This is a genomic window from Xanthobacter pollutisoli (genome assembly GCF_040044995.1).
In the GTDB taxonomy this organism is placed as follows: Bacteria; Pseudomonadota; Alphaproteobacteria; order Rhizobiales; family Xanthobacteraceae; genus Xanthobacter.
The window spans coordinates 1-17557 of sequence record NZ_JBDZDP010000014.1 but is presented as its reverse complement, the minus strand read 5'-3'; the positions used below and the strand labels follow the sequence as shown (position 1 = coordinate 17557).

The window sequence follows — 17557 nt, the reverse complement described above, 5'->3', positions numbered from 1 at the left end:
CTTGGGGCGGCGGACCGACCCAAGGTCCGGCAAGGCCGGCCGCCTATTCCGCCGCTTCGATCTCGGGGACCATGCCGAACAAGGCGAGCTGCTGCTCGCGCACCGGCGCGAACGACCGGCGATGGTGCAAGCAGGGGCCGTGGGTGCGCAGGGCCGCGCCGTGCTCCGGCGTGCCATAGCCCATGTGGCGCTCGAAGCCATAGGCCGGAAAGGCCGCGCCGACGCCGGCCATGAGGCGGTCGCGGACCACCTTGGCGACGATGGACGCCGCGGCGATGGAGGCAACCAGCGCGTCGCCCCCCACCACCGCCTCCACCCGACACGGCACCTGCGGCGGATCGTTGCCGTCCACCAGCAGGAAAGCCGGCCGGCAGGGCAGCGCCTTCACCGCCTGGGCGAGCGCCCAGAGGGTCGCCTGACGGATGTTGTCACGGTCGATGCGGGTGGGCGGGGCCATGGTGACCGCCACCTCGGCGGTGGCGCAGATCTCGAGATAAAGCGCCTCGCGCCGCGCCCGCGTCAGCTTCTTGGAATCGTCGAGGCCCTGGGGCACGCGCTCGGGATCGAGCACCACCGCCGCTGCCACGACGGGACCGGCCAGCGGCCCCCGCCCCACCTCATCGGCGCCCGCCACCGGCAGATGGCCCGCCGCGAGCAGGTCCCGCTCGCGGGAAAAATCGAGGCCGATCCAGGCCGGCGCGACCGGGGCCGCGATGCGCGGCGGCCGTCCGCGCGGGCGGCGAAGGGCCGTGTCAGCTTCGCTTTTGGGACGCGTCGGCATGCTCCATCCGCCCGGCTCGGCCGGCCCGATTCGCCGGTCCTCTCCTAGATACCATGGAACCGGAGGCGAAGCTGGGCATTGCCCCTGTCACGGTGTAGCACCATGTTCAGCCCCGCTCCTGGAGCCCCGCGCCCAGGCATGCGGTGACGGACGCGGCGAAGACGAAGCAATTCGGGAGAATGCCATGCGTTGGGAGGATTTCCGGTCCAGCGACAATGTGGAAGACCGGCGCGGCGCGGGCGGCGGTTTCCAGATGCCGGGAGGGCGCGGTGGCCTCGGCATCGGCACCATCATCATTGTCGGAATCATCGGCTGGGCGCTCGGCATCAACCCCGCGATCCTCATCGGCGGGCTCGACGCCATCACCGGCGGCGGCGGTGGCCCATCCTACCAGCAGAGCGCCCCTCAGCAGCAACAGCAGACCCGCTCGGCCCCGCCCTCCGACGAGCTCGGCCGCTTCGCCTCCGCGGTGCTGGCCCAGACCGAGGACGTGTGGACCGAGCTGTTCCGCGCCGACGGCAAGACCTATCAGGAACCCAAGCTGGTGCTGTTCTCCGGCGCCACCCGCTCGGCCTGCGGCGGCGCCCAGTCGGCCATGGGGCCGTTCTATTGCCCGCTGGATCAGAAGGTCTATCTCGACCTCACCTTCTTCCAGGAGATGAAGAACCGCTTCCGGGCGCCCGGCGACTTCGCCGCCGCCTACGTGATCTCCCACGAGGTGGGGCACCATGTGGAAAACCTCATCGGCATCCTGCCCAAGGTGCAGCAGGCGCAGGCGCGCGCCGGCTCGCGCGCCGAGGCCAACGATCTGTCGGTGCGCGTGGAGCTGATGGCCGACTGCCTCGCGGGCGTGTGGGCCTACCACGCCAATGCGCGCTTCCGCATCCTGGAGCCGGGCGACGTGGAGGAGGCGCTGGGCGCCGCCACCGCCATCGGCGACGACACGCTCCAGAAGCGCTCGCAGGGCTATGCTGTGCCGGACAGCTTCACCCACGGCACGTCCCAGCAGCGCGTGAGCTGGTTCACGCGCGGCCTGAAATCGGGCTCCATGCAGCAGTGCAATACCTTCCAGTGACGGCAGGCGGCGATCGTTGCCTTTGACCCCTCCGGTGGATACGGGCCGGCTTGCATTTGCCGGTGAATGCCCGCACCACTTGTAAAAGCCTTGCGGATGCGGGTACCCCCCGCCAACCGCAAGGCCGGCGCAGGCCCCGGCAGGGGGCGCGCCAGTGGGGAAACGCCATGGACGCAGCGCCAACTGCAGCGGTCCGGGACGTCTGGCCGTCCGACGATGTGGACGCCAACCAGCCGCCGCCTTATGCGGACGTGAACCTGGCAGCCGGCGACGCCGCGCTCGCGGCCTGCGCGACGCGCGCCGGTATCGGCCGCGAGATCGCGGAATTCGCGAGCCATTGGGGCGGCAGCGACCAGCTCGCCCTCGGCCGCCTCGCCAACGCTCATCCGCCGGAGCTGCATGCCCTCGACCCAAGTGGCCGACGCTGCGACATGGTGGAATTTCACCCCGCCTATCACGCGCTGATGGCCCAGAGCATGGCCGCAGGCCTGCACTGCTCCACCTGGGAGGCGCGCGGGGACGGCCATGCGGCGCGGGCGGCGCGCCTCTATCTCGTCAGCCAAGTGGAGGCCGGCCACGTCTGCCCCCTCACCATGACCCATGCCGCTCCGGCGTGCCTTGCGGCGGCGCCGGATCTGCTGCGCGATTTCCTTCCGCGCATCCGGTCGCGCAATTACGACGGCCGGTTTCTGCCCTTCTGGGAAAAGGCGGGCATCACCCTCGGCATGGGCATGACCGAGCGGCCCGGGGGCACCGATGTGCGGACCAACACATCAAAGGCCGTGCCGGTGGGCGGCGAGGAATATGAGATCACTGGGCAGAAATGGTTCTTCTCGGCCCCCATGAGCGACGCCTTCCTGGTGCTGGCGCAGGCGCCGGGGGGACTCACCGCGTTCCTGTTGCCCCGCTTCCGGCCCGACGGCGCGGTCAACGGCCTCAGGCTGGTCCGGCTCAAGCACAAGCTTGGCAATGCGTCCAACGCCTCCTCCGAGGTCGAGTTCGCTCGCGCCTTCGCCTGGCGGGTCGGCGAGGAGGGGCGCGGTATCCCGACCATCATCGAGATGGTGCAGCTGACGCGGCTCGACTGCGCGTCCTCCTCCGCCGGGCTCATGCGGGCGGGGCTGGCGCGCGCCCTCCACCATGCGGCGCATCGCACCGTCTTCCAGCGCAAGCTGGTGGATCAGCCCGCCATGGCCATGGTGCTGGCCGACCTTGCGCTGGAAGCGGAGGCTGCGGCGGCCCTCGCCTTCCGCCTCGCGACGAGCTTTGACCAGGCGGCCACGTCGCCCGAGGAGGCCGCCCGTGCCCGCGTGCTGACGCCGGTGGTCAAGTTCGCAGTCTGCAAAAGCGCCCCGGCGTTCATCGCCGAGGCCATGGAAGTGCTGGGCGGCAACGGTTATGTGGAGGAGAGCGCCCTGCCGCGGCTCTATCGGGAAGCCCCGGTCAACGCCATCTGGGAAGGCTCCGGCAACGTCATGGCCCTCGATTTGCTGCGGGTGGCGGCGCGCGAGCCCCACGCCGTCGAGACCGTCCTCGCGGCGCTGAAGGCGCAGACCGAGGGTTTGCCCGGCGCCGCCGCGACCGTCGACCACATCCTTGCAGCGCTGCACGCGCCCGAGCGGGAAGCGCTCGCCCGCCGGGCGGCTGACCGCCTGGCGACCCTCGCCGCCGTCGCCGCCCTTGCCGAATCGGCGCCGCTTGAGGTGGCGGAGGCGTTCGCGGCCACCCGCCTTGCCGTCGGGCGCGGCCCGTTCGGCGCCAATGCAGTGGAAAACGTGCGCGATCTGCTTCTTTCGCGGGCGCGGGCCGCCTGAGCTTCGCCCGCGTCCAGCGAGCCGCCGGGCGCTGGCGCCCCTTGCCTCCGCGGGCCGGGCATGCGAAGCACGCCCAACGCACGGTACCGCCGGGAGAACCTCTCGCGCGGGCTGTTCGGCGTCGGCCATTGAAACCTCTTGCAGCCTTCGCTATAGGGGCCGACAACTCATTCCGAAGGGGCCATGCGGCCAACCCTCGGCCATGGCGGCGCCCTGCATGATGCAAGAACGCATGATGCGCATGGCGGCGGCGGCCGGACCGGCCGAGTACGAGAGAGGCGTCAGTCCATGTCTTCGACGTTCGACACGGTGGCCAACATCATCGCGGAAACCTGCGACATTCCGCGGGACACCATCACGCCGGACAGCCACGCCATCGACGACCTCGGCATCGACAGCCTCGACTTCCTGGACATCGCCTTCGCCATCGACAAGGCGTTCGGCATCAAGCTGCCGCTCGAGCAGTGGACGCAGGAAGTGAACGACGGCAAGGCCACCACAGAGCAGTATTTCGTGCTCAAGAACCTCTGCGCCCGCATCGACGAGTTGGTCGCTGCGAAGGCCGCGTGAGGCCGGACGGGATAGATGCGTCCTGAAGTCTTCAAGATGATCGACCGGGTCGTCACCATCGACCCGTCGCTCCAGAAGATCCACTGCCAGGGGATGGTGCCGCAGGAGAGCTCCATCTTCGAGGGGCACTTCCCCGGCTATCCCATCATGCCCGGCGTGCTGCTCATCGAGGCCATGGCCCAGACCACGGGCTGGCTCGTGCTGGCGCGCAACCGCTTCAACAAGATGCCCTTCCTCGCCACGGTGAAGGAAGCCAAGCTGCGCACCTTCGTGCTGCCGGGCCAGAATCTCGACCTGTTCTCGGAGATCCTGCACGAAGGCTCCGGCTTCGTCGTGGCCAAGACCAGCGCCACGCTCGAAGGCAAGCCCATCTGCAACGCCGAGCTCACCTTCCGCGTGCTTCCCTGGCCCGAGGGCAAGATGAAGCCGGTCGTGATGAAGGTCGCCGAGCACGTCTCCTTCCCCCTTGCGGATTTCGCCGATGCCTGACGCGAACGACGGCCGGCGCCGGATCCAGCGCGACGTCTGGATCACCGGCATCGGCCTCGTCTCTTCCCTCGGGGAAGGACTGGACGCCCACTGGGAGGCCCTGACATCCGGCGCGGCCCCCGTGACCGACACCGCAACCTACGCGCCCTATGTGGTGCATCCGCTGGTGAAGGTGAATTTCGACAGCCAGATCCCCAAGAAGGGCGACCAGCGGCAGATGGAGCCGTGGCAGCGCATCGGCACGTATGCGGCCGGTCTCGCGCTCGACGCAGCCGGGATCGCAAAGAACACCGATATCCTCTCGAACACCGACATGATCGTCGCCGCCGGCGGTGGCGAGCGCGATTTCGAGGTGGATGCCGCCATCCTCAACGACCTCTCGGCCTCCAACGACGCCGGGCGCCTGCTCAACGAGCGGCTCCTGTCCGACCTGCGCCCGACCCTGTCGCTGGCGCAATTGTCGAACCTGTTGGCCGGCAACATTTCCATCGTCCACGGCGTCACCGGCTCGTCGCGCACTTTCATGGGCGAGGAGAGCTCGGGGGTGGATGCCACCCGCGTCGCCTATTCGCGCATCGCGGCAGGGCAGAGCGAGATCGCTCTCGTCGGCGGCGCCTACAATGCCGAGCGCGAGGACACGCTGCTTCTCAATGACCTGGACGGCTTCTGCCTGAAGGGCGACTACCGCACCGCCTTCACCGCGTCCGGCATCGCCTCGGGCTCCATGGGCACCTTCCTCGTGCTGGAATCGCCCGAGCATGCCAAGGCGCGCGGCGCGACGCCCATCGCCAAGCTGTCGGGCGTGTGGTCCGAGCGCGCGAAGCGCGCCGTCGCGGGGACCGTCGCCGCCAAGGTGCAGGCGTTGCTCGACGCCGCAGGGACGTCTGCCGGCACCGCCGTCATCTCCGGCGTCACCGGCGCACGCGACGCCACCGAGGCCGAAGCCGGCGTGCTCGCCGCGAGCGGGCTGCCGGTGCGCGCGGTGGCGAACCGCCTCGGCCACGGCTTCGAGGCCCAGTTCATCGCCGGCCTCGCCCTCGCGGCGCTCGCCGTCTCCAAGGGCACGCTCTTCCCGCCGGTCGCCGGCGACCCGCTGGAGAAGGCGGCCGACGGCGTCACCCGCGCCATCGTCACGCAGGTCGGCCACTGGCGCGGCGAAGGCGCCGGCCTGGTGGAGAAGGCCTGAGGGGTCTTCCGTTCTCCGGTCTGGGCCGACGCCACTTGGGGGCCGGGAAGCCCCACATTGTCCTTTGCGCCGGCTTCGGCGTATTTTCCGGCGCGAGTGCCGGGCCGTTCCACAGCACGGACCCGGCGCGCCCTTCGAGCAGCGCCGGGGCGGGCGCGCTTCACCGATAGGAGCCGCGAAGCATGACGCAGGCGCATCTGGACAAGTTCGGCCGCCCCATCGTGGTGGTCACGGGAATCGGCATCGTCACTTCCCTCGGCCAGGGCAAGCAGGACAACTGGCGGCGGCTGACGGCCGGCGAAAGCGGCATCCACACCATCACCCGCTTCCCCATCGAGGGCATGCGCACCACCATCGCCGGCACGGTGGACTTCCTGTTCGACGGCCGGGTGGCCGCGCCCAACCTCTCCGAGAAGCTGGCGACCCTCGCCGCCGAGGAGGCTATCTCGGAATCCGGCATCGGTGCGGACGGCGACTTCCCGGGCCCGCTCTTCGCGGCCGTGCCGCCGGTGGAGCTGGAATGGCCGGAGCGCCAGCAGATCGCCGATGCGGTGGGTCATTACCCCATCGTCTATCACGACCTGCTCGGCGCCGCGGCGTCCGGCAAGTTCCGTCCCTGGCACGAGCGCTTCCTGTTCGGCTCGGTGGCGGATCGGCTCGCCGACAGGTTCGGCACCCGCGGCCAGCCCATCTCGCTGTCCACCGCCTGCGCCTCCGGCGCCACCGCGATCCAGCTCGGCGTCGAGGCCATCCGCCGCGGCGAGACCGAGGTGGCGCTGTCGCTCGGCACCGATGGCTCGGTGCATCCCGAGGCGCTGATCCGCTTCTCTCTGCTGTCGGCGCTCACCACCGCCAACGACAAGCCCGAGGAGGCGGCCCGCCCCTTCGCCAAGAACCGCGATGGCTTCGTCATGGCCGAGGGCGCCGCGGCGCTGGTGCTGGAAAGCTACGCCCATGCGGTGGCCCGCGGCGCCAAGATCCTCGGCGTGCTGGAAGGCTGCGGCGAGATGGCCGACAATTTCCACCGCACCCGATCCAGCCCGGACGGACGCCCCATCGTCGGCTGCATGAAGAATGCGCTGGCCGATGCCGGCGTGACGGCGGATGACGTGGACTACATCAACGCCCATGGCACGTCGACGCCCGAGAACGACCGCATGGAATATGTCGGCCTCAAGGGCGTGTTCAGCGAGGAGAAGCTGGCGGCCACGCCCATTTCCTCCAACAAGTCCATGATCGGCCACACCCTGACCGCGGCCGGCGCCATCGAGGCGGCGGTCTCGCTGCTGACCATCCAGAACGGCCGCATCCCGCCCACCATCAACTACGCCATCCCCGACCCGGCCATTCCGCTGGACGTGGTGCCCAACGTCGCCCGCGATGCGCAGGTGAAGCGGGTGATCTCCAACTCCTTCGGCTTCGGCGGCCAGAACGTGTGCCTCGTGCTGGCGGCGGAGCCGGCGTGAGGCGGCCCGCCGAATGAGCGCTCCCATCCTCGTCACCGGCGGCGGCCGCGGCCTCGGCGCGGCCATCGTGCGGGCGCTGGCCGTGGCCGGCCATCCGGTCGTCTTCACCTACCGCTCGGCGGTGGCGGAGGCCGAGGCGCTGATCGCCGACATCCGTGCCGCCCATCCCGGCGCCACCGTCTCTGCCCGCGCGCTCGATCTGGCCGACCGCGCCGCGGTGGAGGCCTTCGCCGAGGAGCTGGAGGCGGGAGAAACCTTCTACGGCTTCTGCCACAATGCCGGTGCCTCCTACGACACGCTCGCCGCCATGATCGACCAGGACAAGGCGGAAAGCGTGATGCAGGTGAACCACTTCGCCTTCGTCCGCCTCACCCGCGCGCTGGTGCGGCCCATGACGCGGGCGCGCACCGGGCGCATCGTCGCCATCGGCTCTGTGGCGGCGCTGCAGGCGAACCAGGGCAATGCCGCCTATGCCGCCTCCAAGGCGGCGCTGCTCGCCCATGTGCGCGGCCTCGCCATCGAGACCGCGCGGCGGGGCGTGACGGTGAACTACGTCGCCCCCGGCTTCATCGATACCGCCATGCTGGAGAAGTATGCGGACTATCGCGCGAAAATGGAGGCGCAGATCCCCGCCGGCCGCTTCGCCACGCCCGATGACGTGGCACAGGTGGTGGCCTTTCTCTTCTCCCCCGGCGCGGGCTATATGACCGGCGCCGTTCTGCCGGTGGATGGCGGGCTCTCCGCCTCGCTCGCCGCCCACCGCTGATCCAACCTTCCGAGACAAAAGAATGCGTGGCCTCCAGCTCGTTTCCGACCGCAAGCTCGAACTCGTCGATCTCCCCGAGGCGGAAGCCCCCGGCGCCGGCGAGGTGCAGGTCCGGGTGAAGGCGCTGGCGCTCAACCATATCGACGTGTGGGGCTGGCGCGGCATGGCCTTCGCCAAGCGCAAGATGCCCCTGGTTGTGGGCGCCGAGGCGGCGGGCGAGATCGTTGCGCTGGGCGCCGACGTGCGCGGGCTCAAGGTCGGCCAGACGGTCGCCATGTACGGCGCCATGACCTGCGGTCACTGCCGCAACTGCCTGAAGGGCCGTGACAATCTGTGCGAGAGCGTGGGCGGCGTGCTCGGCTTCCACATCGACGGCTTCGCCCGCGACGTGCTGAACATGCCCGAGCGCCTCGTCATCCCCGCCCCCGAGGGCGTGTCGTTCGAGGACGCGGCCTGCGCCGGCATCACCTTCTCCACCGTCGAACACATGCTGTTCGACAATGCGGAGCTTGCCGAGGGCGAGACCGTGCTGGTCCACGCCGGCGGCTCGGGCATCGGCTCCGCCGCCATACGCCTCGCCAAGGACGTGGGCGCGACCGTCATCACCACCGTGGGCGACGACGAGAAGCTGGAGAAGGCCAAGGCGCTGGGCGCCGACCACGTCATCAACTACCGCAAGGACCGGTTCGAGCACGAGGTGCGCAAGATCACCAAGAAGGTGGGCGTGGACGTGGTGTTCGAGCATGTGGGCGCCGACACCTGGAATGCCTCGCTGCTCTCCATGAAGCCCGGGGCGCGGCTCGTCACCTGCGGCTCCACCTCCGGCGTGAGCGTGCAGATGAACCTGATGCAGCTGTTCCAGCGTCAGTACAAGATCTTCGGCTCGTTCGGCGCCACCATCCGCAACGTCTCCGACGGATTGCAGAAGATGGGCCGCGGCATCAAGCCGGTGATCGACACCGTGGTGCCGCTGGAAAACTTCAACGAGGGCCTGGAGCGGCTGGAAAGCCGCAAGGTGTTCGGCAAGATCGTGGTGAAGTTCTGAAGGCGGGGCAGCGCACCGAACCGTGGCCCGGCTCCCCCCTCCCGTCCGCAAGGCCATCCGCCGGCTGAAGCTCGTGCTGGCGCCCGCCGCCGAGGTGCTGGTGGCGGGCTATGTGCGCTTCTCCGTGTGGTGGCTCAGGCTGTGGCCCCTCTGGCTGTCGGCCGGAGGCATGGCCTTCTGGGCCAAGCTGCTCGGCCCCTTCTTCGCGGTGAGCAAGGTTGCGCGGCGCAACCTCACCGCCGCCTTCCCCGACAAGAGCAAGGCCGAGATCAACGCGCTCGTGCGCGGCCTGTGGGCCAACATGGGCCGGCTCACCGCGGAGTTCGCCCAGCAGGACCGTCTGTGGGACTATGACCCCGCCCACCCCGGCGCGGGCCGCGTGGAGGTGAAGGGCGCCGAGATCCTCGAACGCCTGCGCGACGATGGCCGCCCGGCCCTGTTCTTCACCGCCCACACCGGCAATTGGGAGATGTGCGCCATCGCCGGCGCAAAATTCGACGTGCCGGGCGGAGTGCTCTATCGCGCGCCCAACAACAAGCGCGCCGCAGCGCTCATCGAGGAGATGCGCTCCGGCACCATGCCCGGCCTGATCCGCGCCGGCCGCGACGCCGGCCGCCAGATGGCGCGCATGCTCGCCGAGGGCCAGCACCTTGGCATGCTCATCGACCAATATTGGACCGGCGGGCCGCAGGTGATGTTCTTCGGCCGCCCCTGCGCCACCAACCCGACGTTGGCCCGCCTCGCCCGCCAGTTCGACTGCCCGGTCCACGGCATGCGCGTCATCCGCCTGCCCGGCGCCCGCTTCCGGGTGGAGATCACCGAGGAGGTGCCCCTCCCCCGCGATGCCGAGGGCAGGATCGAGGTGACGGGGGCCATGCAGGCCGTCACCTCGGTGATCGAGGGCTGGGTGCGCGAATATCCCGACCAATGGCTCTGGCTGCACCGCCGCTGGCGGTGAACGCGGCGGCGTGGCCCCTTGCCCCCACCGCGGCGATCCTATAAAGCCCGCGCTTTCCTTTTGCGAAGGTCTTGAGGGATGAGCGCGGCCGACGTCGCCGTCATCATGGGCAGCCAGTCCGATTGGGAGACCATGCGCCACGCAGCGGAGACGCTGGAGGCGCTGATGATCCCGTGCGAGGCGCGCATCGTCTCCGCCCACCGGACGCCCGACCGGATGTACGACTTCGCCCGCGGCGCGAAGGCCGAGGGCTTCAAGGTCATCATCGCCGGCGCCGGCGGCGCGGCGCACCTGCCGGGCATGGTGGCGGCGCTGACGCCGCTCCCGGTGTTCGGCGTGCCGGTGCAGTCCAAGGCGCTCTCCGGCCTCGACAGCCTGTATTCCATCGTGCAGATGCCCGCCGGCGTGCCGGTGGGGACGCTGGCCATCGGCGCCGCCGGCGCGACGAATGCGGCGCTTCTCGCCGCCGCCGTGCTCGCCCTTTCCGATCCCGCGCTGGCGGAACGGCTGGACGCCTGGCGGGCCGCCCGCACCGCCCAGGTTGCGGATCGCCCGTCCTGACCATGCTCGCGCCCGGCAGCGTCATCGGCATCCTCGGCGGCGGTCAGCTCGGGCGCATGATCGCGCTCGCCGCGGCGGAGCTTGGGCTGAAGACCCACGTGCTGTGCCCCGACCCGGACAGCCCCGCCTTCCAGGTGAGCACGCAGCACATCTGCGCCGCCTATGACGATTTCGCCGCGCTGGATCGCTTTGCAGCGGGCGTGGACGTGGTGACGTACGAATTCGAGAACGTGCCGCTGGCCACCGCCGAATTCCTTGCCGCCCGCGTGCCGCTGCGGCCCGGCGCCAAGGCACTCGCCATCACCCAGGACCGGCTCGCCGAGAAGACGTTCGTGCGCGACCTCGGGATCGAGACCGCGCCGTTCGCTGCAGTGGACGATCTTCCGGGCCTCGAGGCCGCGGTGGCGGAGATCGGCCTTCCGGCCGTGCTGAAGACGCGGCGCTTCGGCTATGACGGCAAGGGTCAGGTGACCATCCGTCCCGGCGACGACCTCACCGCCGCCTGGCACGCCTTGGGCCGCCAGAGCGCCATCCTGGAAGGCTTCGTCTCCTTTTCCCGGGAAGTGTCGGTCGTGGCGGCCCGGCGGGCGGATGGCGCCTTCTCTGCCTTCGACGTGACCGAGAACGTCCACCGCGAACACATCCTGCACACCTCCACCGTGCCGGCGGCGCTCACCGTCGAGGCCGCGCGGCAGGCCCGCTCCATCGCCCTCGCCATCGGCAGCGCGCTCGACTACGAGGGCGTGTTCGCGGTGGAGCTCTTCGTCACCGGCTGCGCCTCGTCGGAGCGGGTGATCGTCAATGAGATCGCCCCGCGCGTGCACAATTCCGGCCACTGGACGCAGGACGGGGCCGTCACCTCCCAGTTCGAGCAGCATGTGCGCGCCATCGCCGGCTGGCCGCTCGGCGAGGTCGCCCGCCTCGGCCGCGCGGAGATGACCAACCTGATCGGCGCCGACGTCCACGAGTGGCACGCCTTGCTCGCCGAGCCCGGTGCCCGGCTGCATCTCTACGGCAAGGAAGAGGCCCGTGCCGGCCGCAAGATGGGCCATGTGGTGCGGGTGCGCCGGGATGTCACCGCCTGCGCCAACCTGCCGGAAAATGACGGCTGCTGAAGGTCCTGAGCCGGCTCTGACGCAACGGACTGAGGCGAATCGCCATGGTGACGGCCGGGCCGGGATGACGCATGACTTCAGCCCTCCGGGGGCGGTTTCGACATACCACATGGTTTCGGGGGATGCCGGTGGCGCAGACATCTCAGACCGATCATCTCGATGATCGGATCAAGGACCGTTTTTCCGAATGGCTGCGTGACCTCGCGCGCCATATGGCCCGCTCCGGGCGCTATTGCAGCTGGCGGCTGATCCAGATCGAGCTGCGCTTCATGCAAGGCATCCGGGAGGCGGCGAGCTGCTTCTCCGATGCCGCCATCCGCAGCGAACTCGACGCCTTGTGCCGCGAGGCGCAGAAGCGGGCCGGCGCAGCCCTGGTCCTGCCCGCGATCGCCGAGTCGGCGCGCGCCCCGCTCCAGGCCGGCCGCTGAGCCTGCACGCCGAACGGCCGGCTCGGACGGTCGCCGGAAAGTGAGCCGGCACAAGGCGCCACCAGCGTTTGTGGCGGCTTCTCGCGTGTGGACAAGCATACTTTGTTCTGGTAAGAGAGCGCTTCTTCCGGACAGCGGAAGGTTAGCGTTCGCGCGGCCTTCATCCGGTCCGGTGTTTCAGACCCAGAAATGGCTCCGGCTCGGCGCAACAGCTCGAAGAGGTAAACACGTGCAAGTTCTCGTCCGCGACAACAATGTCGATCAGGCCCTCAAGGCGCTCAAGAAGAAGATGCAGCGCGAGGGGATCTTCCGCGAGATGAAGCTGCGTGGCCACTACGAGAAGCCGTCCGAGAAGCGCGCCCGCGAGGAGGCCGAGGCCATCCGCCGCGCCCGCAAGCTGGCCCGCAAGCGCGCCCAGCGCGAGGGTCTGATCCCCTCCAAGCCGCGCCCGACCCGCTGAGCCGGGGCGCGCGTCCCGCCGGGGCGCCGCGGTCGTCATCGAGCAGAGCCTGCACCGTCCGCGCGACCCCGGTCGCGCGGATTTTTGCGCTTTGCGCGCCGTCGATGGGCGTCGGCCGACGCCTGCTGACTAAGGCGTTTTAAGGCTGTCACCGTTTCGCGGTTTCCTCCTCGCGGCCCCGGTTCTAGAGTGTATGGACGCCGTGCGCGGACCATTGGGCCGGGCCTGATGGACTGCCTTGGGCGCGCCCTGCCCGCGGGAGAGCGCGCGCCGCGCGGTCGAAGCGGGCGATCGGGACCGGGCGTTCTCTTTCGCGAGGTGGAGCCGTCCGCGGCTCCGGGGAGAGAGGCTGAATGGTCGCGCGCGTTGTCACCGTCGAGCCCTTCGACATCGTCGTCTTCGGCGCCACTGGCGATCTCGCCCGTCGCAAGCTCCTGCCCGCGCTGTTCGAGCGCGATCTCGCCGGCCAGATCCCCGACAACGGCCGCATCATCGGCACCTCCCGCCGGCCGATGCCGAAAGAGGATTTCCGCAGCTTCGCCCGCGACGCCATCGGCGTGTCCGACGGCATCGAGGACGTGGAGTCGGGCCGCCTCGCCCGCTTCCTGGACCGGCTGGACTATGTGTCGGTGGATGCGAGCTCCGACGATGGCTGGGCCGACCTCGCCGAAGTGCTGAAGTCCGGCGAGGATCGGGTCCGGGTGTTCTATCTGGCGGTAGGGCCCGACCTGTTCGATCCCATCTGCGCGCGCATCGGCGCCTTCGGCCTCGTCACCGAGCACACCCGCGTGGTGGTGGAGAAGCCGGTTGGCAAGGACCTCGCCTCGGCCCAGAAGGTGAATGCCGCCGTGGGCCGGGTCTTCCGCGAGGAGGCGGTGTTCCGCATCGACCATTATCTCGGCAAGGAGACGGTGCAGAACCTGATGGCGCTGCGCTTCGCCAACGCCTTGTTCGAGCCGGTGTGGAACAACGCCCATATCGACCACGTGCAGATCACGGTGGCCGAAAGCATCGGCACCGCTGGGCGCGCGGGCTATTACAACACCGCCGGCGCCCTGCGCGACATGGTGCAGAACCATATCCTCCAGCTCCTGTGCCTCGTCGCCATGGAGCCGCCGGTCTCCCTCGACGCGGACGCGGTGCGCGACGAGAAGCTGAAGGTCTTAAAGGCGCTCGAGCCCATCACCGACGCCAATGCCGCGCAGATGACGGTGCGCGGCCAATACCGTGCCGGCGCATCCGCCGGCGGCGCCGTGCCCGGTTATCTGGACGAACTGGGCTCGGGCCAGTCCGACACCGAGACCTTCGTCGCCATCAAGGCGGAGATCGGCAACTGGCGCTGGTCGGGCGTGCCCTTCTATCTGCGCACCGGCAAGCGCCTCGCCTCCCGCGTCTCGGAGATCGTGGTGGCGTTCCGGCCCATCCCCCATTCGGTGTTCGATGGGCAGGCCGGCCCCATCATGCCCAACCGCCTCGTCATCCGCCTTCAGCCCGACGAGGGCGTGAAGCTGTGGCTGATGATCAAGGATCCCGGCCCGGGCGGCATGCGCCTCCAGCACGTGCCGCTCGACATGAGCTTCGCCTCGGTGTTCGGCGTGCGGAACCCGGATGCCTATGAACGGCTTATCATGGACGTGGTGCGGGGCAACCAGACCCTCTTCATGCGGCGCGACGAAGTGGAGGCCGCCTGGCGGTGGATCGACCCGATCCTCGACGCCTGGCGCGCGTCCCGCGAGCCGCCGAAGCCCTACACCGCCGGCACCTGGGGGCCGTCCGCCGCCATCGCCCTCATCGAGCGCGACGGACGCACCTGGACCGACGACGCCTGATCGCTTCAGCCCCTCCGAGAGTCCCGTGCATTCCCCGACCCCTATCGCCCTTTCCGCCTATGACGATGCCCCCGCGCTGGCTCGTGCGCTGGCAGCCCATGTGGCGGAGGCCTTGCGCGGGCGGATCGCCCGCAGCCGCACGGCGAGCCTCGCCGTCTCGGGCGGACGCACGCCCGCCTTGTTCCTCGAGACTTTGTCGGGCGCGCCGATCGACTGGTCGCGCGTCGCGGTGACGCTGGTGGACGAGCGCTGGGTGCCGGAGACGTCAGAGCGCTCGAACGCCGCTCTAGTGCGGCGTCATCTGCTGCGCGGCCATGCGTCGGCTGCGCGCTTTGTGCCACTGTTCACCGGCGAGGCCTCGCCCGAGGCGGGGCTTTCGTCCGCCCAAGCGGCGGTCGCGGGCCTCCCCTCGCCTTTCGCCGCGGTGGTGCTGGGCATGGGCGACGACGGGCACACGGCGTCCTTCTTTCCTGGCGCCGAGGCGCTGGGCGCCGCCCTCGATCCTCATGGCTCCGCCGCCCTCGCGGCGGTGCGAGCGGAGGCGGCGGGCGAACCGCGCATCACCTTCACCCTGCCGCGCCTGGTTGCAGCCGACACGCTGGTGTTGCACATCGAGGGCATGGCGAAGCGCGCCGTGCTGGAGCGCGCCTGTGCCGACGGTCCCGTTGAGGACCTGCCGGTGCGCGCCGTGCTGCGGGCACGGCCCCCGCTCGACGTGGTGTGGTGCCCCTGAGGAGAAATCTGCCGATGAGTGCGAACGCTAGCGCGACCGATGCCGCATTCGCCGCCCTGGACGCGGCCTTCCAGCGCCGCACCGGCCGCATCGCGGACCTGTTCGCCGATCCGACGCGCTTCGAACGCTTCTCTACCTCCTATGGCGACCTGCTGCTCGACTTCTCCAAGACCGCCATATCGGACGAGACGCTGCCGCTGCTGCTCGACCTCGCCCGCGCCGGCGGGGTTGAGGCCATGCGCGAGGCCATGTTCGCCGGCGATCACATCAACTTCACCGAGGACCGCGCGGTGCTGCACACCGCCCTGCGCAACCGCTCGGACGATCTGATCTCGGTGGACGGGATCGATGTGAAGCCGGGCGTGGACGAGACCCTCGCCCGCCTCGGCGCCTTTTCGGCCAAGGTGCGCGACGGGCGCATCGCCGGCGCCCGCGGGGCCATTTTCAAGGACGTGGTCAACATCGGTATCGGCGGATCGGACCTTGGCCCGGCCATGGTGGCGGGCGCGCTCGCGCCCTATCACGACGGGCCGCGCTGCCACTTCGTCTCCAACGTGGACGGCGCTCACATCGACGACACGCTCAAGGGCCTCGATCCGGCCACCACATTGTTCATCGTCGCGTCCAAGACCTTCACCACGGTGGAGACCATGCGCAATGCCGCCACCGCGCGTGCCTTCATCGTCGAGGCGCTCGGCGAAGCTGCGGTGGGCGACCATTTCGCTGCGGTCTCAACCGCGCTCGACAAGGTTGGCGACTTCGGCATCGCGGCCGACCGCATCTTCGGCTTCTGGGATTGGGTGGGCGGGCGCTATTCCGTGTGGTCGGCCATCGGCCTGCCGGTGATGATCGCCATCGGCCCCGAGCGCTTCGGCGAGTTTCTGGCGGGCGCCGCCGCCATGGACGAGCATTTCCGCTCCGCCCCCCTTGACCAGAACATGCCGGTGCTGCTCGGGCTCGTCGGGCTGTGGCACCGCAACGTCTGCGGATATCCGACCCGCGCCATCATTCCCTACGACCAGCACCTCGCCCGGCTGCCGGCCTATCTCCAGCAGCTGGACATGGAGAGCAACGGCAAGAGCGTGACCCGCGACGGGCGTCCTGTGGCCCGCGCCACCGGCCCGGTCGTGTGGGGCGAGCCGGGCACCAATGCCCAGCATGCCTTCTTCCAGCTCCTCCACCAGGGCACCGACATCGTCCCCGTCGAGTTTCTTGTGGCGGCGGAAGGCCACGCGCCGAAGCTCAAGGACCACCAGGCGCTGCTGGTGGCCAACTGCCTCGCCCAGTCCGAAGCGCTCATGCGCGGGCGCACCATGGAAGAGGCGGCGGCCCAGCTGGTCACCAAGGGGTTCGACGCCGAGCAGGTGGCGCTGATCGCGCCCCATCGCGTCTTTCCCGGCGACCGGCCTTCGGTGACCATCGCCTATGCGCAGCTCGATCCCTTCACCCTCGGGCGCATCATCGCGCTCTATGAGCACCGGGTGTTCGTGGAAGCGGCGGTGTGGGGCATCAACGCCTTCGACCAGTGGGGCGTGGAACTCGGCAAGGAACTCGCCACCCAATTCCTGCCGGCGCTGAACGGCGGTGCCCTGCCCCACGGCGCCTCAGGCTCCACGGCCGGGCTGCTGGCGCATCTCGATGCGGTGACGAAGGCCTGAATCCTTTTGCGGGGCATGCCGGCGCAACGGGTTGTTGCGCCGCAAACGCGATTGCTGCCATGCAGCAATGCAGGGCATCTCTGCGTATTATGTATACCACAGGGGTCGGCGGACCGGCTACAACGGGGGCGTTCCATCGGAATGGCGACGCGAGCTGAAGCGACTCACCCACGCGGCGCCCGGCGGCACGGGACGTGCCGGGAGAGAGAACACATGAACGCCCTCGAACTCACCGCCTTCGGGCTTTTCGGAATCGTCCTCACGCTGGCCGTCAACGGCATGACCGCCCAGAAGCCGTACATGACCGTGGCTGGTGGCCTCGGCATTCCTGTCGAGGACGTGCTGACCCAGACCCCGGACCTGCGCCTCGCGCACGTGCGCCCCATCACCGTGCGCAGCGGTTCGGCGAACGACGCCGCCCCGCAGGGGTTCTGACGCGAAAAAAGAGGGAGGCGGCAAGCCGCGCTCCCTCTAAGTGAGGCCCGGGGTAGGTGGGCCTAGAGCGTTTCATGTTTTGATTGAAGCGTATCCTGCGTTAGCGATGTAGTTTGAGCATTCGGCGGGCTGGATGCGGTGGACGAGGTCTCCGATGTGGCGCCACGTGTCTTCGACGGTGCGCTTCT

General features: G+C 69.5%; 18 protein-coding genes and 1 pseudogene. 17 read left to right on the top strand and 2 right to left on the bottom strand.

What is annotated here, in order from left to right; genetic code table 11:
• Positions 1-43: 43 nt before the first annotated feature.
• Entirely contained in the window at positions 44-781 is a 738-nt protein-coding gene (gene rnhB / locus ABLE93_RS20445; protein ID WP_348841676.1) for a ribonuclease HII, read from the bottom strand.
• Positions 782-965: 184 nt separating this feature from the next.
• On the opposite strand from rnhB, the gene ypfJ reads away from it, so the two are divergent.
• The 17 genes from ypfJ to ABLE93_RS20360 all read left to right on the top strand — a co-directional run bounded on the left by ypfJ (position 966) and on the right by ABLE93_RS20360 (position 17369).
• A complete protein-coding gene (gene ypfJ / locus ABLE93_RS20440; protein WP_348841675.1) occupies positions 966-1856 on the top strand; it encodes a KPN_02809 family neutral zinc metallopeptidase in 891 nt (296 codons plus the stop codon).
• A gap of 167 nt (positions 1857-2023) precedes the next feature.
• On the top strand, positions 2024-3670 hold the full coding sequence (locus ABLE93_RS20435) for an acyl-CoA dehydrogenase family protein (RefSeq protein ID WP_348841674.1): 1647 nt from the start codon (positions 2024-2026) through the stop codon (positions 3668-3670).
• Between the two features lie 288 nt (positions 3671-3958).
• Positions 3959-4240 carry an acyl carrier protein gene (locus tag ABLE93_RS20430; RefSeq protein WP_012113283.1) on the top strand — a complete coding sequence of 94 codons (282 nt, stop codon included), beginning with the start codon at positions 3959-3961 and terminating at the stop codon, positions 4238-4240.
• A 15-nt stretch (positions 4241-4255) separates the two neighbouring features.
• Positions 4256-4729, top strand: coding sequence for a 3-hydroxyacyl-ACP dehydratase FabZ family protein (locus tag ABLE93_RS20425; protein ID WP_348841673.1), 474 nt, complete (start codon positions 4256-4258; stop codon positions 4727-4729).
• The gene (locus tag ABLE93_RS20420; RefSeq protein ID WP_348841672.1) at positions 4722-5915 is read left to right on the top strand and encodes a beta-ketoacyl-ACP synthase; all 1194 of its coding nucleotides are present in this window, start codon (positions 4722-4724) and stop codon (positions 5913-5915) included. Before ABLE93_RS20425 ends, ABLE93_RS20420 begins: the two co-directional genes overlap by 8 nt.
• Before the next feature lie 182 nt (positions 5916-6097).
• Positions 6098-7381 (top strand): beta-ketoacyl-ACP synthase, encoded by a 1284-nt coding sequence (locus ABLE93_RS20415; RefSeq protein WP_348841671.1) that lies wholly within the window; start codon positions 6098-6100, stop codon positions 7379-7381.
• Between the two features lie 13 nt (positions 7382-7394).
• Positions 7395-8147: an SDR family NAD(P)-dependent oxidoreductase gene (locus ABLE93_RS20410; RefSeq protein WP_348841670.1), complete on the top strand. Its 753-nt coding sequence runs from the start codon at positions 7395-7397 to the stop codon at positions 8145-8147.
• 22 nt (positions 8148-8169) lie between these two features.
• Positions 8170-9192: a zinc-binding dehydrogenase gene (locus tag ABLE93_RS20405; protein ID WP_348841669.1), complete on the top strand. Its 1023-nt coding sequence runs from the start codon at positions 8170-8172 to the stop codon at positions 9190-9192.
• A 22-nt stretch (positions 9193-9214) separates the two neighbouring features.
• Positions 9215-10150, top strand: a complete 936-nt coding sequence (locus ABLE93_RS20400) for a lipid A biosynthesis lauroyl acyltransferase (RefSeq protein WP_348841668.1) — start codon at positions 9215-9217, stop codon at positions 10148-10150.
• A gap of 78 nt (positions 10151-10228) precedes the next feature.
• Positions 10229-10711, top strand: a complete 483-nt coding sequence (purE, locus tag ABLE93_RS20395) for a 5-(carboxyamino)imidazole ribonucleotide mutase (protein WP_348841667.1) — start codon at positions 10229-10231, stop codon at positions 10709-10711.
• 2 nt (positions 10712-10713) lie between these two features.
• The gene (locus ABLE93_RS20390; protein ID WP_348841666.1) at positions 10714-11826 is read left to right on the top strand and encodes a 5-(carboxyamino)imidazole ribonucleotide synthase; all 1113 of its coding nucleotides are present in this window, start codon (positions 10714-10716) and stop codon (positions 11824-11826) included.
• Positions 11827-11948: 122 nt separating this feature from the next.
• Positions 11949-12254, top strand: coding sequence for a hypothetical protein (locus ABLE93_RS20385; RefSeq protein ID WP_348841665.1), 306 nt, complete (start codon positions 11949-11951; stop codon positions 12252-12254).
• Positions 12255-12483: 229 nt separating this feature from the next.
• Positions 12484-12714 (top strand): 30S ribosomal protein S21, encoded by a 231-nt coding sequence (rpsU, locus tag ABLE93_RS20380; RefSeq protein WP_012113273.1) that lies wholly within the window; start codon positions 12484-12486, stop codon positions 12712-12714.
• A gap of 353 nt (positions 12715-13067) precedes the next feature.
• Positions 13068-14543, top strand: a complete 1476-nt coding sequence (gene zwf / locus ABLE93_RS20375; protein ID WP_348841664.1) for a glucose-6-phosphate dehydrogenase — start codon at positions 13068-13070, stop codon at positions 14541-14543.
• A gap of 25 nt (positions 14544-14568) precedes the next feature.
• Entirely contained in the window at positions 14569-15276 is a 708-nt protein-coding gene (pgl, locus tag ABLE93_RS20370) for a 6-phosphogluconolactonase (protein WP_348841663.1), read from the top strand.
• 14 nt (positions 15277-15290) lie between these two features.
• Positions 15291-16934 carry a glucose-6-phosphate isomerase gene (gene pgi / locus ABLE93_RS20365; protein ID WP_348841662.1) on the top strand — a complete coding sequence of 548 codons (1644 nt, stop codon included), beginning with the start codon at positions 15291-15293 and terminating at the stop codon, positions 16932-16934.
• Positions 16935-17147: 213 nt separating this feature from the next.
• A complete protein-coding gene (locus ABLE93_RS20360; RefSeq protein WP_348841661.1) occupies positions 17148-17369 on the top strand; it encodes a hypothetical protein in 222 nt (73 codons plus the stop codon).
• A 72-nt stretch (positions 17370-17441) separates the two neighbouring features.
• On the opposite strand, the pseudogene ABLE93_RS20355 reads toward ABLE93_RS20360, so the two are convergent.
• Positions 17442-17557: pseudogene (locus ABLE93_RS20355) on the bottom strand (IS630 family transposase); the annotation flags it as partial.